This is a genomic window from Variovorax pasteuri (assembly GCF_051216435.1).
GTDB lineage: Bacteria > Pseudomonadota > Gammaproteobacteria > Burkholderiales > Burkholderiaceae_C > Variovorax.
The window spans coordinates 1-15,933 of record NZ_JBPJZS010000001.1 but is presented as its reverse complement, the minus strand read 5'-3'; the positions used below and the strand labels follow the sequence as shown (position 1 = coordinate 15,933).

The following is a 15,933-nucleotide window of genomic DNA, read 5'->3' as shown; positions in this document are numbered from 1 at the left end:
ACGCAGAAAGGCACAGTCCTGCGGCCACCTTAGAGCGAGTCCACAATCTCAGGCACAGCGGTGAACAGGTCGGCTTCTAAGCCATAGTCCGCTACGCTGAAGATCGGGGCTTCCGCGTCCTTGTTGATCGCGACGATCACCTTCGACTCCTTCATACCAGCCAGGTGCTGTATGGCCCCGCTGATGCCCACCGCGATGTACAGCGCGGGCGCGACCACCTTGCCGGTCTGGCCGACCTGCCAGTCGTTGGGCGCATAGCCGGCATCCACTGCGGCGCGGCTGGCACCGAGCGCCGCGCCGAGCTTGTCGGCCAGCGGCGTCAACACTTCGCCGAACTTCTCGCCGGAGCCCAGCGCGCGCCCGCCCGAGACCACGATCTTTGCGGCCGTCAGTTCCGGGCGATCGCTCTTCGTCACTTCGCGGCCCACCAGGCTCGCGGCGTGGGTGTCGGCCACGGCCGCTATTTGTTCGATGACGGCCGTGCCACCGAAGGCTGCAGCCGCGTCGAAGCCCGTGCCACGCACCGTCAGGACTTTCACCGCATCAGTGCTCTGCACCGTGGCGACTGCGTTGCCAGCGTAGATCGGCCGCTCGAAGGTGTCCGGCGAGATGACACGGGTGATTTCTGAGACCTGCGCCACGTCGAGCCTGGCAGCCACGCGCGGCGCCACGTTCTTGCCGTGGGCCGTCGCCGGAAACAGCAAGTGGCTGTAGCCGTCGGCCAGGGCGAGCACCTGGGCTGCGACGTTCTCAACGAGCAGGTCGGCCAGTTGCGGTGCATCCGCGTGCAGCACCTTGGCGACGCCGGCGATCTGCGACGCAGCCTGTGCCGCGCCAGCCGCATCGTGCCCGGCCACCAGCACGTGGACGTCGGTGCTGCAGGCCAGGGCCGCAGTGACGGTGTTGCGTGTGGCGCTCTTCAGTGCGCCGTGGTCGTGTTCGGCAATAACAAGTACGGTCATGGCTGGATCACCTTCGCTTCGTTCTTCAGCTTGTCGATCAAGGTCGACACGTCGGGCACCTTGATGCCGGCGCCGCGCCGTGGCGGCTCGGCGACCTTCAGGGTTTTCAGGCGTGGCGCGACGTCAACACCGAGTTCCACGGGCGTCGTCGTGACAAGCGGCTTCTTCTTGGCCTTCATGATGTTGGGCAAGGTCACGTAGCGCGGCTCATTCAGGCGCAGGTCGGTGGTGATCACTGCGGGAAGTCGGAACTTCACGGTTTCCAGGCCGCCGTCGACTTCGCGCGTCACGGTGGCGGCGCCGTCGGCAATCTCGACCTTCGAGGCGAAGGTGGCTTGCGGCACATCGAGCAGCGCGGCCAGCATCTGGCCGGTCTGGTTGCAGTCGTCGTCGATGGCCTGCTTGCCCAGGATGACCAGCTCGGGCCTCTCTCGGTCGACCAGCGCCTTCAGCAGTTTGGCGACGGCGAGCGGTTGCAGCTCCTGCGCGCATTCGACCAGCACGGCGCGGTCGGCGCCGATAGCCATGGCGGTGCGCAGCGTCTCCTGGCATTGCGCGACCCCGCAAGACACCACGACGATCTCGGTCACCACACCCTTCTCTTTCAGGCGCACCGCCTCCTCGACCGCGATCTCGTCGAAGGGGTTCATGCTCATCTTCACATTGGCGAGATTCACGCCGGTTCCGTTGGCGCCGACTTGCGCCTTCACGTTCGCGTCCAAGACGCGCTTCACTGCGACCAGTGCCTTCACTTGCTGTACTCCATCATCAGGTTGCTGTCGGGTCTGCCTTCAGGCCCAGTCCCTGCTGTTGCAGGCGGCCGATGGCATCGGAATCAAAGCCCCAGTCGCGCAGGGCAGCGGCGCCGTGCTCGCCGCGCGCCGGGGCGCTTTTCGGCAGCGCCGAAGGCGTGGCCGAAAAGCGCGGCGCCGGGCCGGGCTGCATGACGCCGCCCACTTCCACGAAGCTGCCGCGCGCGCGGTGCTGGGCATGGTTGGGCGCTTCGGCAAAGCCGAGCACGGGCGCGACGCAGGCGTCGCTGCCATCGAACACCGCGCACCACTGGGCGCGCGTGCGGCTCGCAAAGGCACGCTCGAAGGTCTTGCGCAGGCGAGGCCAGCCAGCACGGTCGTGTTGCTTGGGCAGATCGGCATTGGCGAGCCCCAGCTTGTCGAGCAGCTCCGCATAAAAGCGCGCTTCGACCGCGCCGACCGTCATGTAGTGGCCGTCGCTGGTGAGGTAGCTGTCGTACCACGGTGCGCCGCCGTCAAGCCAGTTGCTGCCCCGCTCTTCCTGCCAGCTGCCCGCGGCGATCATTCCCCAGAACACCGAACCGAGCTGGGCCGCACCTTCGATCATGGCCGCGTCGACCACCTGCCCGGCACCACCGCGCTGCACGTTCAGCATGGCGGCCAACACACCCATGGCCAGCAGCATGCCGCCGCCGCCATAGTCGCCCACCAGGTTGAGCGGCACCGTCGGCTTGGCGCCGGCCGGCCCGATGGCCGAGAGCACGCCCGACAGCGCGATGTAGTTCAGGTCGTGCCCGGCACGCTCGGCCAGCGGACCGGTCTGGCCCCAGCCGGTCATGCGGCCATAGACCAGCCGCGGATTGCGCGCCAACGCCACGTCCGGGCCAAGGCCCAGGCGCTCCATCGCGCCGGGCCTGAAGCCTTCGATGACCACGTCGGCCCGCTCGATCAGATCGAGCGCAACGGCCACTGCCGCGGGTTGCTTGAGGTCGAGCGTGACCGAGCGGCGGCCCCGGCCGGTGATGTCGATGCGCGGACCGCTCGACTTGGGGCCAAGGTCCGCGTGGGCCACCGGCCGGTCGATGCGGATCACGTCGGCGCCCATGTCGGCGAGCAGCATGGTGCCGAAGGGCCCGGGGCCGATGGCCTCGAACTCCAGGACCCGAATGCCGGACAAAACACCCATGGAAGTCTCCAGTTCGTTGCAGGATGAACCCGGCCCATGCCGGGCGAATGGCGCGCCGCGTCCAGGAACGCAGGCCCGTCGATTCGATGCGATGAAGTAGAGCAGAGCCCCGTGCGCATCACCCCTACCCGCATTGGGTAGTGCCCCACCGCAGCGGTGCTGCGCGCTTATGCTGCAGCACAATCCACGGCGATGTTGGTCCTCTGGACCGCCCTGCACTCATCCATGCCACCGCGCCCCGCCCACTCAGCCACGCAGCCGGCCTTGCCTGAGGCGGCGGCGCAACGCTCGGGCGTGGGCATCGTCGGTCGCGAGCGCCTGCTGGCACGCCTGCTCGAGGCGCGGCGCCTGCGTTGCATCGTCGTCACCGGGCCCGCCGGCGCAGGCAAGTCCACGCTCATCGCGGCCTGGCGCCAGAGCATCGTTCCGCTGGGCTTCGACATCGCCTGGTTCTCGCCCAGCGCGCAGGACGACGAACCCGCGCGCTTCCTCGAAGGCCTGCTCGCCAGCGTGGCGCGGGTCGATCCGCCGCCGTTGCGCGAGGGTGCCTTGTGGAACACCGCAGGCCTCGACACCGACCCCGACGCCATCGAGCGGCTGATCATTTCGCTGGTACGCGGCGTCGCGGCACATCCGCGCGATCTGGCGCTGGTGCTCGACGACCTGCATCACCTGCGCCACCCAGCGATCCTCGACGCGCTGCAATGGCTGCTGGACTATGCCCCGCCCAACCTGCACCTGGTGCTCGCCTCGCGCGGCAGCGTGCGGCTGTCGCTCGACCGGCTGCGCAGCCAGGCACAAACCCTGGAACTCGACCAACGCGACCTGCGCTTCACGGCGGCGGAGAGCGCCCAGTTCCTGAAGTCGCAACTGGGCGAGATCGATGCCCGCACGGCCCGTGGCCTGCACGAACTCAGCGAAGGCTGGGTGGCCGGCCTTCGCCTCTTCACGCTTGACTGGAAAAGGAAGCGGCAGGAACCCGGCACGCCAGAAGCGGGCAAGCCGTTCGCCGGCCTGCCGACACGCGATGCGGTCGCCCTGACCCGGTATTTCGAGCAGGAGGTGTGCTCGCACCTGTCACCCGACGAACTCGAGATGCTCGTGCACGCCGCGCCCTGCCAACGCGTGTGCGCGCCGCTGTGTGCCGCGCTCGTCGGGGCGCCGGACCGCGTCGCCGAATTGGCGACGCTGCTCGTGCGGCTCGAAAGCGAAGATCTCTTTGTCGTCCGCGTCGAGAACCAGCCTGCCGAGACCTGGTATTGCCTGCATCCGCTGCTGCGTGAAGCGCTGCTGACCCGCTTTGCCGCCATCGGCGAGCCTGCGCGCCAAGCCGTGCACGCGCGCGCCTTTGCCTGGTTTCGCGATCGCGGCCTGCTGCAGGACGCAGTGCGCCATGCCGTGCAGTCGGGTGAACCGGCGCAGGCCGCGGCGCTGGTCGACCAGTGCGCTCAGTCGCTCATCGTGCGCGGCGAACGGCGGGAGCTTGCGGCGCTGCTGCGCCAGCTTCCACCGGAGCAGCTCCAGCGCAGCTTTAGCATGCGCCTGTGGCTGGTGCGCACACAGTTCTTCGAGCGCGACCTGGATGCCTGCACCCGGACCCTCGACGAACTGGCGCGCCAGTTGCCGATGGATGCCGCCGCCCACCGCTTCCACGTTGCGGCCCTGCAAGCCGCGCTGGCGCTGCAGCGCGACGACACCGACACCGCCCTGACGATGCTGCCGCAACTGCTGCAGGTGCCGCCTGACGCCGATCCGCTGGCCGTCGGGGTGCGCCACAACATCCTGTCGTGGCTCTACGTGCAGCAGGGGGAATACGAACAGGCCCGCCGCGTGCAGCTCGAAGCCCCGCCGCTGATGGTCGACGGCGCACCGCTCGTCGCCACCGCCGCCGGCAGCCTGCAAGGTCGCGGCATGGTCGGCCTGAGCTATGCGATGGAAGGAAAGATGACGCAGGCCGAGCGCGTCCTGCGCGCCGTGGCGGCCGAAGCCGAACAGGCCGGCAAGGCCTGCGCCGATTCGCGCTACCTTGCGCTCAGCCTGCTCACCGACGTGCTCTATGAGCTCGACGATGCCCGGCAGGCGCGTGCGCTGCTCGAGGACAAGGTCGACATCCTGGAGCGCATCGCGATTCCCGACGCGGTGCTGCGTGTGTACCGGGTGCTGGCCGCAGCCGACTGGCAGGCCGGCGACCCGGCCGGCGCCTTCGCCCACCTGGAGCGGCTGGAGGCCTACGCCACGCGTCATCAACTGGACCGCCTGCTCGCACACCGCCTGGCCGACGAAGTGAATTACCGCCTCCTGCTCGGCGAACTGATGGCCGCCGAGGCGGCCCTGGGACGGCTGGAGGCGATCAATGCCCGCCATGCCGACTCATCAGAGTCGGGATCACTCGGCGAGATCGGTGAGGTGACACAGCGCGCACGCATCCGGTTGGCCGTGACCCTGGGCGAATTCGAAAGCGCCGCCGCGCAGCTCGCCAGCCTGCTCACCCGCTGCGAAGCACGTGGCCGGCAACGCAGCGTGGTGCACCTGCTCATTCGCAGTGCGGTGGTCGACGCCCACCTTGGGCGCTGCGAATCCGCCCGCGTGAAGCTGCTCGACGCGCTGCAGAGCGGGCACCGACTCGGCCTGCTGCGCAGCTTGGTCGATGCCGACCCGGCTGCGCGCAGGATGCTGGGCGAACTCGCTCAGACCGAGCCGCTCGATCCGGTGCTGGCCTTCTACGTCGAGCGTCTGCTGGCCATCCGCTCACGGCCCGACGCTCCCACGGACGACGCCAGGGCCAAGCCAAGCGCGCGCGGCGCCGTGCCGGCCGGCTTGGAGGCCTTCAGCGAACGCGAAATCGAAATGCTGCGCCTGCTCGCGCAAGCCATGCCCAACAAGAAGATCGCCCGCGCCCTCGGCTTGTCGCCTGAGACGGTCAAGTGGTACCTGAGCCGCATCTACGGCAAGCTGCGCGTGTCCGGCCGCGACGAGGCGGTGGCGCGGGTGCGCGACCTTGGCTGGGACGCCGCCGAGGGCGCCACCGCGGCACCGACCTGACGCACCCGCCCCCCACTTCGGGTGGGCTGCGTGTGCGCGCCCAGGTCGATCATCGGCCTCCCCAAGCAAGGAGGCCCCATGCCGAGCGAAGTCATTGCCCTGCGCGAATCGCAGCTCTCGATCGAAGACGACGGCGTGGCCGTATTCACGCACCAGAGGCCGGCAGCACGCAACGCCCTGTCGATCGCGTTGCGCGCCGACTACCGCGACATGCTCGACCACGTCGAGGCCGAGCGCCGCGTGCGCGCCCTGGTACTCACCGGCTCTGGCGGGAGCTTCAGCGCTGGCGGCGACCTGAAGTCCCGCCAGAACAACGCCGATCCTGAATTTCGAAGCGCCGACGCCATGCGCCGGCGCGTACAAGCCGGCCACGGCTGGATCGAGCGCTTGCGCTCAATCGAAGTGCCGGTGATTGCCGCGGTCGATGGGCCGGCCGTCGGCGCCGGCTTCTCGATCGCGCTGGCGGCGGACTTCGTGCTGGCCTCCACCCGCGCCATGTTCTGCATGTCCTTCGTCAAGATCGGGCTTGTTCCCGATCTGGGCATCTTCCACTTCCTGCCGCGCGCCGTCGGCCTTCCGATGGCCAAGGAACTGGCGCTCACCGCGCGCCGCGTGAGCGCCGCGGAGGGCAAGCAGCTGGGTTTCGTCCACACATTGCACGAGCCGGAAGCACTGCTGCCCGACGCGCTGCGCTTCGCTCGTCGCTTCGTCGCCGGCCCACGCGAGGCCCTGGGCCTGACCAAGAGCCTCCTCAACAGGAGCTTCGAGACGCCCTACGCCACCCTGGCCGAACTGGAAGCCAACGCGCAGGCGGTGGCTTCGACCGCGCCCTATCACGCTGCCGCCGTCGATGCCTTCCTGCGCGGCGAGGCGCCCGCCTACGACTGGGACCGCACCCCGGGGTGAACCCGCCCCCCATCGGGAGTGGTGGCCGCGCGCGCCCCGAGATTTACCGTTGAGTCTTGCCCCGCGCATCCCCTCAGGAGACAAATCCGTGAACGTGACCCGCAACGTCTTTCGAGACGACCATGAGATGTACCGCGAGACGGTGCGCCGCTTCCTGGAGCGCGAATGCAAGCCGCGCCAGGCCGCCTGGGACCAGGCCGGCCAGGTCGACCGCGAGACCTGGCTGAAGGCCGGCCGCGAAGGCCTGCTGTGCGCCTCGCTGCCCGAGGAATACGGCGGCGGCGGCGGCGACTTCGGCCACGCGGCCGTATTCGGCGAAGAGATGGCGCGCTCCGGCGTGAGCGGCCCGGCCTTCGGCATGCACTCGGACATCATCGCGCCCTACATCCTGCGTGCCGGCAACGAGGAGCAAAAGCGCAAGTGGCTGCCCGGCGCGGCTTCCGGCGAGATCATCCTGGCCATCGCCATGACCGAGCCGGGCACCGGCAGCGACCTGAAGGCGGTGCGTACCACGGCCGTGCGCGAAGGCGACGAGTACGTCATCAACGGCAGCAAGACCTTCATCAGCAACGGCCTGACGGCCGACCTGATCATCGTGGTCTGCAAGACCGACCCGGCTGCCGGCGCCAAGGGCATCAGCCTGATCGCGGTCGAGGCCACGCGCGCGGGCTTCCGGCGCGGCCGCAAGCTGGAAAAAGTAGGCCAGCATGCGCAGGACACGGCCGAGCTTTTCTTCGACAACGTGCGCGTGCCGGTGGCCAACCGCCTGGGCGAGGAAGGCAAGGGCTTTGCCTACCTGATGGGCGAACTCCCGCAGGAGCGTTTCACCATCGCCATATCGGCCGCCGCCAGGCTGGAGCGCGCGCTCGACAACACACTTGCCTACGTCAAGGAGCGCCACGCCTTCGACCAGACCGTGTGGGACTTCCAGAACACCAAGTTCAAGCTGGCCGATGTCAAGGCGCAGGCGGTGGCCGTGCGCACCCTGATCGACCACTACATTGGCGAGCACATGCGCCGCCGCCTCACGCTGGAAGAAGCGGCCATAGCCAAGCTCTTCGCCACCGAGACACTGGGCAAGGCGCTCGACGAGATGGTGCAACTGCACGGCGGCTACGGCTACATGCTGGAGTACCCGATCGCGCGCGACTTCGTCGACATGCGCGTCACGCGCATCTATGGCGGTACCAGCGAGGTGATGCGCGAGCTCATCGCCCGAAAACTCTGATTCAAACCACCCCGAGGAACTACATGACAAACAAGGTTTTCGTCGCCGGCGTCGGCATGATTCCGTTCAAGAAGCCCGGCACCAGCGAGCCTTACGACGTGATGGGCGAACAGGCCATTCGCATGGCGCTGTCCGATGCCGGACTGGACTTCAGCGACGTGCAGCAAGCGTATGCCGGCTACGTCTACGGGGACTCCACCTGCGGCCAGAAGGCGCTGTACCGCGTCGGCATGACCGGCATCCCGGTGCTCAACGTCAACAACAACTGCGCCACCGGTTCGTCGGCGCTGTTCCTCGCGCGCCAGGCGGTGCAAAGCGGCGCGGTCGAATGCGCACTCGCCTTCGGCTTCGAGCAGATGAACCCGGGTGCGCTGAAGTCCCGCTGGGACGACCGCGCACCGGCGCTCGAGCGTGCGCAGAAGGTGGTCGATGAATTGGTCGGCCGGCCCGAGATTCCCTCGGCCATCCGCCAGTTCGCCGGCGCCGGCCAGGCCCACATGCAGAAGTACGGCACCAAGCTGGAAACCTTCGCGAAGATCCGTGCCAAGGCCAGCCGCCACGCCGCGAACAACCCGCTCGCCGTGTTCCGCAACATCGTGACGACCGAGGACGTCATAGCCTCGCCCATGCTGTGGGACGGCGTGATCACCCGCCTCATGGCTTGCCCGCCGACATGCGGCGGCGCAGCGGCGATCGTGGTCTCCGAAGCATTCGCCCGCAAGCATGGCCTGCGCACCGACGTGGTCATCGCCGGTCAGGCCATGGCCACCGATCTGCCCAGCACCTACGACGCCAAGGACATGATCCGCGTCGTAGGCTTCGACATGACAGCCCTTGCCGCGAAGCAGGCCTACGAGCAAGCCGGCGTCGGACCGCGGGACATCGATGTGATCGAGCTGCACGACTGCTTTGCGCAGAACGAGCTGCTCACCTACGAGGGCCTGGGCCTGTGCGGCGAAGGCGAAGCCGAGAAGCTGGTCAACGACGGCGACAACACCTACGGCGGCCGCTGGGTCACCAACCCCTCGGGTGGCCTGCTGTCCAAGGGCCACCCGCTGGGCGCCACCGGCCTGGCGCAGTGCTACGAACTCACGCACCAGTTGCGCGGCACCGCAGACAAGCGCCAGGTTGCGGGCGCCAAGGTCGCGCTGCAGCACAACCTGGGCCTGGGCGGCGCCGGCGTGGTCACCATCTACCAGAAGGCGTCGGCATGATCGACAAGAAGCACATCGGCATGAAGCTGCCGGTCTACAAGGCCACGGCCGAGGCGGGGCAACTGCGCTTCTTCGCCAAGTCCATCGGCGAGACCGACCCGGTCTACCTCGACGAATCGGCCGCGCGCGACGCCGGGCATCCGGGCCTGCCGCTGCCGCCGACCTTCCTGTTCTCGCTGGAGTTCCAGATTCCTTCGAGCGCCTGGCGCGACACGCTGGGCATCGTGACCTCGCGCATCCTGCACGGCGAAGAGAGCTTCAGCTACCACCGCATGGCCTACGCCGGGGACACGCTGCAGTTCGAGACGCACATCGCCGACATCTACGACAAGAAGGGCGGCGCGCTGAGCTTCGTGGAGCGCAAGTCGCGCGTCACCAACCAGCGCGGCGAGCACGTGGCGGACCTGCGCAGCGTGCTGGTCCACAAGAACGCATGAAGAAGACAGGAACACACACCATGAGCCAACCCGCATTCGCAAGCCTCGACGTCGGCGACGCCCTGCCCGGGCTGCAACTGCCGGCCATCAGCCGCACCACGCTGGCCCTGTTCGCGGGCGCCTCGGGCGACCACAACCAGATTCACATCGACCTCGACTACGCCCGCAAGGCCGGCATGCCCGACGTGTTCGCGCACGGCATGTTGTCGATGGCCTACCTGGGACGCCTGCTCACGCAGTGGGTCGACCAGCGGCGACTGCGCAGCTTCGGCGTGCGCTTCACCGGCATCACGCACCTGGGCCACCAGATCACCTGCGCGGGCAAGGTGGTCGAGAAGTTCGAGGTGGATGGCGAGCAGCGCGTGAGGCTCGAAATCGAAACGCGCAACCAGTACGGCGAGACCAAGATCGTTGGCGATGCCGTGGTCGCGCTCTGAACATCAAATTTTTTGGAGATAGACGCATGGGAACTCTCGACGGCAAGGTGGCACTGGTCACCGGTTCGGGTCGCGGCATCGGCCAGGCCATTGCCATGAAGCTGGCCAGCCAGGGCGCGCGCATCGTGGTCAACGACCTGGACGCCGATCCGGCGCAAGAGACGGTCGAGCTGCTGAAGAAGAGCGGCGCGCAGGCCGTGGCCTGCGCGGGCAACGTCAGCGCACCCGACTTCGCAGAGCGCTACATCAAGGCGGCGATGGACAACTTCAAGGGCATCGACATCATCGTCAACAACGCCGGCTTCACCTGGGACGATGTGATCCAGCGCATGACGGACGAGCAATGGCACGCCATCGTCGACTGCCACATGACGGCACCCTTCCGCATCCTGCGCGCGGCCTACCCGGTCATCAAGGCACAGGCGCAGGCGGACCAGGAAAAGGGCATCGAGGTGTACCGCAAGGTGGTCAACGTCTCGTCGACCTCGGCGCTCAACGGCAATGCCGGCCAGATGAACTACTCGTCGGCCAAGGCCGGCGTGATCGGCATGACGCGGGCGCTAAGTCGCGAGTGGGGCCGCTTCAAGGTCAACGTGAACGCCGTGGCGTTCGGCCTGATCCACACCCGCATGACCAATGCCGACGCCAAGGCCGGTGCCACCGTGAACATCGAGGGCCGCGACATCCGCGTGGGCCTGAACCCCGAGCTGCTCAAGTCGCACGCGCAGCGCAACCCGCTGGGCCGGGGCGGCACGCCGGAAGAAGCGGCCGGCGCGGTGTACCTGTTCTGCCTGCCCGAGTCGAACTACATCACCGGCCAGGTCGTGGCGGTGGCCGGCTCGCCGCAATAAGCGCGCGCCGAGTGGGGATGGCAGCGGGTGGAACAAAAAACCCGCTGCCTCGCGTTGGTCAGAAAAACCCGGAGACACAACAAGCATGACAACCCTCGCCGCCGAATCACCCATTGCGCCAGCCGCCGTGCGCTACCGGGCCGTGCCGTATGCGATACGCAAGGCCATCTGCGAGCGACGCGCCGACGGCACGCTGATCCTGCGCTCCCCGCTCACACCCAAGGCCACCGGTCGCACGGGCTTTGCGGGCTTCATCCCCCATTGGGCCGACCGCCGCGGCGACCTGCCTGCCTTTTGCGAACGCGACGCGCAAGGCGAGTGGAAGCGCATCACCTGGCGCAGCCTGTGGCAGCAGGTGCAGACCATCGGCGCAGCCTTGCTGGAGTTGGGCCTGGGCCAGGGTCGTCCGCTGGTGGTGCTCTCACCCAACTCGCTGGAGCAACTCGTGCTGCTGCTGGCGGCCGAATACGTCGGTGTGCCGGTCGCGCCGGTGTCACCCGCCTATTCGCTGCTGAGCCGCGACTTCGCGCGCCTGAAGGGCGTGTGCGAACTCGTGCCCCCGTCTGCGCTGTTCGTGCAGGACGCCGTCACCTTCGAACGCGCGATCGCTGCGGTCGGCGGCACCGGCGTATCGGTGATCGCGGTGCAAGGCGCCACGCAGGGCGCGTTGTCCTGGCAAGCGCTGTCGAACGTCGAACTCACGGTGCAGCGCCGTGACAAGGTGGCCGCCGCGCACGCGGCCATCCGCCCGGAGGACATCGCCAAGATTCTTTTCACCTCAGGCTCCACCGGCGTGCCCAAGGGCGTGCCCATCAGCTACCGCAACCTGCAGGCGACAGCGGCAAACCTGTCGGACATGTACGCCAGCCTCGGCGAGCAGGACGAGCCGCCCGTCTTTCTCGACTGGCTGCCCTGGCACCACGCCCTTGGCGGCGTGCTCAACCTCGGCCGTGCGGTATTGCTCGGCGCCACGCACTACATCGACGACGGCAAACCACTGCCCGGCCTGTTCGATCGCACGGTGCGCAACCTGCGCGAAATCTCACCCACACTGCTGACCAGCGTGCCTTCGGCCTGGACCATGCTGGCGGCCGAACTCGAGCGCGATCCGCAGCTGGCGCGCAGCGTGTTCGCCCGAGTCATCAATTTCGGGTACGGCGGCGCCAGCCTGCCCAAGGACGTCAACGAGCGCATCCAGCGCGTGGCCGAACGCACCGTGGGCGAGCGCATCGTGTTCGGCACCGGTCTGGCCTCGACCGAAACCGCCGGCGTCGGCACGTACCGCATGTGGGCTTGCGACGACCTCGCCAACATCGGTGCGCCTGCACCCGGCACAGAGGTCAAGCTGGTGCCGCTGGAAGGCGACCGCTACGAGATCCGGGTGCGCGGCGCCCACAACTTCAGCGGCTACGTCGCGCGGCCCGACCTCACGGCGGCGGCGTTCGACGAAGAAGGCTTCTTCAAGCTCGGCGACGCGGTGCGCCTTGTCGATGTCGACGACCCCGCCAAGGGCATGCGCTTCGACGGTCGCGTGGCGGAAGACTTCAAGCTGGTCACCGGCACCTGGGTGCGCACCGGCGCCATCCGCCTCGAACTGGTCGAGCGTTGCGCGCCGCTGATCTCCGACGCAGTCATCTGCGGCCACGACCAGAACTACGTTGCCGCGCTGGCCTGGCCCAACGTGGCCGCCTGCCAGCGTTTGCTGCCCGAACTCGCGGGCCTGAACGCCGCCGAGTTGGTGGCCCATCCCGTCCTGGTCGCGGCCATTGCCGAGCGCCTGTGTCGGGACGCCGGCAGCGCCAGCCTGCGCGTCGAGCGCCTGCTGCTGATGGCCGAGCCGCCGTCGATGGACGCCAACGAAATCGCGGACAAGGGCTACGTCAACCAGGCGGCGACGCGCTTGCGCCGGGCCCAGCTGGTGGAGCAGCTGCTCCATCCGCAGCCGGGCCCGCAGGTTGCACGCGCCTGAGAGTCGCGCGAGCTTCGCCAAAAAAATTATCAGAACCGGAGACACCATGCGCATCGCTTTCAATTTCACCAAGGGACTCGTCGGCATCACCGCCATCGCCTGCAGCGCCCTCGCCTTCTCGCAAGACTACCCGATGCGGCCCATCACGCTGGTCGTTCCGGCTCCGCCGGCCGGCGCGACCGACGTGCTGGCCCGTGTGATGGCGGATGAGCTGGGCAAGCGCCTGGGGCAGACGGTCATCGTGGACAACAAGCCCGGCGCCTCCGGTCTGCTTGGCGCCTCGGTGGTGGCACGTTCCGCGCCCGACGGCTACACGCTGTTCTTCTCGCACGCCACGCCGATCTACTACGCGCCCTACATGTTCGCGAAGGTTCCCTACGACGTGCGGCGCGACTTCGCCTTCATCACCGAGATCTGCTCGGCCAGCCTGGTGTTCGCGGTCGGCAAGGACGTGCCGGTGCACAACATGAAGGAGCTGGTGAGCTGGGCCCAGGCCAACAAGGGCAAGGTCAACTACGGCTCCTTCGGTGTCGGCTCATCGAGCCACCTGCTGATGGCGTACCTGAGCGAATCGCGCAACCTCGACATGGTTCACGCCGCCTACAAGGGCGAAGCACCGATGATCCAGGACATCCTCGGCGGCCAGATTCCGATGGGCATCGGCACCCTGGGCACGATGGCCCCGCACATCGCCACCGGCCGCCTGCGCCCGCTGGCCATCGTCGGCAACAAGCGCCTGCCCGAGCTGCCCAACGTGCCCACCATGGTCGAGGCCGGATTCCCGGACGAGGAATTCAATCCGGTCGGCGGCGTGATGCTGACCGCGCCTGCCAAGACCCCCGCACCAGTCCTTGCACGACTGGAGAAAGAGGCTCGCGCGGTCGTGCAGACGGCGGCCATGAAGGCGCGTTTCCAGGCCTTTGGCCTGGTGGGCATGGGCAACAGCTCGGCCGAATTCAAAAAGAACTTCGAGGCCAGCGGCCCGGTGATCCAGAAGCTGGTGCAGGTGTCGGGCGCGAAGGTGGATTGAAGAGGATGGAATGCAAACGGCCGTTGCTCGCGGCCGTTTGTCCATCTATCCGACCTGCCTGTCCTGCCCCGCCCAGTACCTGGCACGCAGCGCCTTCTTGTCCACCTTGTCGAGCGCGGTCAGCGGCAACGCATCGGCGAACACCACCACCTTGGGCGCCTGCACCACGCCCTTGCGATCGGTGACGAAGGCGATCAGTTCGGCGGCCTCGACTTGCGCGCCATCCTTCAGCACCACCACCGCCATCACCGCCTCGCCCCACTTCTCGTGCGGCACGCCAATGACCGCCGACAGGGCGATGGCCGGATGCTGCGCAAGGCAGCTTTCCACCTCGCTGGAGTACACGTTGAAGCCGCCGCTGATGATCATGTCCTTGGCGCGATCGACCAGGTAGAGGTACCCGTCGGCATCGCGGCGCGCCATGTCGCCGGTGTGCAGCCAGTCGCCGGCGAAGGCCTTGGCCGTTTCTTCGGGCCGGTCGAGGTAACCCGACATCACCAGCGGGCCGCGCACGCACAGCTCGCCGATCTCACCCACCGGCACCTCGACATGGTGGGCATCGAGCAGGCGCACCTGATTGCCCGGCAGGCTGCGGCCACAACTGCCCAACAACTGGGATCGTTCGAGATCGTGCTCGTCGCGGCGCAAATAGCTGATGGTCATGGGCGCCTCGGCCTGGCCGTAGACCTGTGCGAACACCGGCCCGAGCCGGCCAAGCGCCTGCCGCAACCGCGCAGGTGCCATCGGCGCGGCGCCGTAGAGCACCAGGCGCAGGCTTGTGAGGTCGTGCGCATCCAGCGCGTGGGGCGCATCGAGCAGGCCGTAGATCTGCGTGGGCACCAGAAAGGTGGTGGTGATGCGCTCGGCCGCTACCGCCTGCAAAAAGCCGTCGGCCGTGAAGCGTTCGAGCAGATGCACCGTGCCGCCTTGCAGAAAGGTCGTGAGGATCATCGCGCCCGCTGCATGCGACACCGGCGTCGCCGCCAGAAAGCGCACCTCTTGCGGCCATTCCCAGCACGCGAGTTGCTGCAAGGCCGATGTCACCACCGTGCGGTGGTGATGCACGATGCCCTTGGACTTTCCGGTGGTGCCACCGCTGTAGGCGATCTTGAGGATGTCGTCCGGCCGCACGTCGAGCGCGATGTCGCTGCCGTCCAGGCCGTTCGATGCGGCCAGCAGGTCGCTGCCGTAGGGGGCCGGCCCCAGCGTCAATACATGCGGCACGAGATTGCGCTGCGCCAGCGCCTGACCGCGCTCGGCATGGCGCGGCACGTCGATCACCAGCGCCTTGACCTTCGCGTCGACCAGAATGAAAGCCTGGTCATCTTCAGAGCCCAGCGGATGCAGCGGCGTGTTGACCAACCCCATCAGGTGCGCCGCGATGATGGTCACCACCGACTCGGGCCGATTGGTCGCCAGCACGGCAATGCCGTCCTGCCGCTGCAGGCCCATGGCCTGGAAGCTGCGCACCATGCGATGGCAGCTTTGCTCCAGTTGGCGGTAGCTCATGCGTACGTCGCCGCCAACCAACGCCTCGCGGGTGGCGAAGGCCTTGAACGCGGACCGGTAGAGCTCAGCGAAGGTCGAGCCTTGGTGGAGGATGGGGCTGGGCGATGGGTGCATGGTGGCCGGGCTTTCATTACTCGCGTCTGCTGTCGAAAATCAACAAGCAGGTTCGAGTAAGCCGCCTGAACGAGATTGTTCGACCACCCTTTTCAGGGGGCTCCCCAAACGCTTGCCCAGTCGACTTCGATCCGATGGTGTGGTACTCCGACAGGACCAAACGGTTTGGCCGCAACGGGCCGAGGCTGTGTGGAAACGCCTTCGGCGCTCCAGTATGCCGAGCATTCACGTCGCGAGGGCCACCGCTAGCCTCGCAGGCCATCCAGTCGTCGTAGACGGGCACGAACGGATTTGAA

General features: G+C 67.7%; 13 protein-coding genes. 9 read left to right on the top strand and 4 right to left on the bottom strand.

What is annotated here, in order from left to right:
- Positions 1 to 29: 29 nt before the first annotated feature.
- From ACSFBM_RS00065 to ACSFBM_RS00055, 3 genes are read right to left on the bottom strand one after another with little or no spacing between them, the layout of a single operon-like run.
- Positions 30 to 962, bottom strand: coding sequence for an electron transfer flavoprotein subunit alpha/FixB family protein (locus ACSFBM_RS00065; protein WP_435482572.1), 933 nt, complete (start codon positions 960 to 962; stop codon positions 30 to 32).
- Positions 959 to 1,714 carry an electron transfer flavoprotein subunit beta/FixA family protein gene (locus tag ACSFBM_RS00060; protein WP_435467419.1) on the bottom strand — a complete coding sequence of 252 codons (756 nt, stop codon included), beginning with the start codon at positions 1,712 to 1,714 and terminating at the stop codon, positions 959 to 961. Before ACSFBM_RS00060 ends, ACSFBM_RS00065 begins: the two co-directional genes overlap by 4 nt.
- A 16-nt stretch (positions 1,715 to 1,730) precedes the next feature.
- Entirely contained in the window at positions 1,731 to 2,900 is a 1,170-nt protein-coding gene (locus ACSFBM_RS00055) for a CaiB/BaiF CoA transferase family protein (RefSeq protein WP_435482571.1), read from the bottom strand.
- A 225-nt stretch (positions 2,901 to 3,125) separates the two neighbouring features.
- Between ACSFBM_RS00055 and ACSFBM_RS00050 the strand changes: the two genes are divergently transcribed.
- From ACSFBM_RS00050 to ACSFBM_RS00010, 9 genes are all read left to right on the top strand, one after another.
- Complete coding sequence (locus ACSFBM_RS00050) at positions 3,126 to 5,942, top strand: winged helix-turn-helix domain-containing protein (protein WP_435482570.1); 2,817 nt, start codon at positions 3,126 to 3,128, stop codon at positions 5,940 to 5,942.
- A gap of 78 nt (positions 5,943 to 6,020) precedes the next feature.
- Positions 6,021 to 6,848, top strand: coding sequence for an enoyl-CoA hydratase/isomerase family protein (locus ACSFBM_RS00045; protein ID WP_435482569.1), 828 nt, complete (start codon positions 6,021 to 6,023; stop codon positions 6,846 to 6,848).
- Positions 6,849 to 6,936: 88 nt separating this feature from the next.
- Positions 6,937 to 8,076, top strand: coding sequence for an acyl-CoA dehydrogenase family protein (locus ACSFBM_RS00040; RefSeq protein WP_435482568.1), 1,140 nt, complete (start codon positions 6,937 to 6,939; stop codon positions 8,074 to 8,076).
- 23 nt (positions 8,077 to 8,099) lie between these two features.
- The gene (locus tag ACSFBM_RS00035; RefSeq protein ID WP_435482567.1) at positions 8,100 to 9,290 is read left to right on the top strand and encodes a lipid-transfer protein; all 1,191 of its coding nucleotides are present in this window, start codon (positions 8,100 to 8,102) and stop codon (positions 9,288 to 9,290) included.
- Complete coding sequence (locus tag ACSFBM_RS00030; protein WP_435482566.1) at positions 9,287 to 9,727, top strand: MaoC family dehydratase N-terminal domain-containing protein; 441 nt, start codon at positions 9,287 to 9,289, stop codon at positions 9,725 to 9,727. The genes ACSFBM_RS00035 and ACSFBM_RS00030 overlap by 4 nt, the downstream gene beginning before the upstream one ends.
- Before the next feature lie 20 nt (positions 9,728 to 9,747).
- Positions 9,748 to 10,164 carry a MaoC family dehydratase gene (locus ACSFBM_RS00025; RefSeq protein WP_435467429.1) on the top strand — a complete coding sequence of 139 codons (417 nt, stop codon included), beginning with the start codon at positions 9,748 to 9,750 and terminating at the stop codon, positions 10,162 to 10,164.
- A 26-nt stretch (positions 10,165 to 10,190) separates the two neighbouring features.
- Positions 10,191 to 11,015 (top strand): SDR family NAD(P)-dependent oxidoreductase, encoded by an 825-nt coding sequence (locus tag ACSFBM_RS00020; RefSeq protein ID WP_435467430.1) that lies wholly within the window; start codon positions 10,191 to 10,193, stop codon positions 11,013 to 11,015.
- Between the two features lie 85 nt (positions 11,016 to 11,100).
- Complete coding sequence (locus ACSFBM_RS00015) at positions 11,101 to 12,984, top strand: feruloyl-CoA synthase (RefSeq protein WP_435467431.1); 1,884 nt, start codon at positions 11,101 to 11,103, stop codon at positions 12,982 to 12,984.
- A 46-nt stretch (positions 12,985 to 13,030) separates the two neighbouring features.
- Complete coding sequence (locus ACSFBM_RS00010) at positions 13,031 to 14,014, top strand: Bug family tripartite tricarboxylate transporter substrate binding protein (protein WP_435467432.1); 984 nt, start codon at positions 13,031 to 13,033, stop codon at positions 14,012 to 14,014.
- A 45-nt stretch (positions 14,015 to 14,059) separates the two neighbouring features.
- On the opposite strand, the gene ACSFBM_RS00005 is transcribed toward ACSFBM_RS00010, so the two are convergent.
- A complete protein-coding gene (locus ACSFBM_RS00005; RefSeq protein ID WP_435482565.1) occupies positions 14,060 to 15,637 on the bottom strand; it encodes an AMP-binding protein in 1,578 nt (525 codons plus the stop codon).
- Between the last annotated feature and the right edge of the window lie 296 nt (positions 15,638 to 15,933).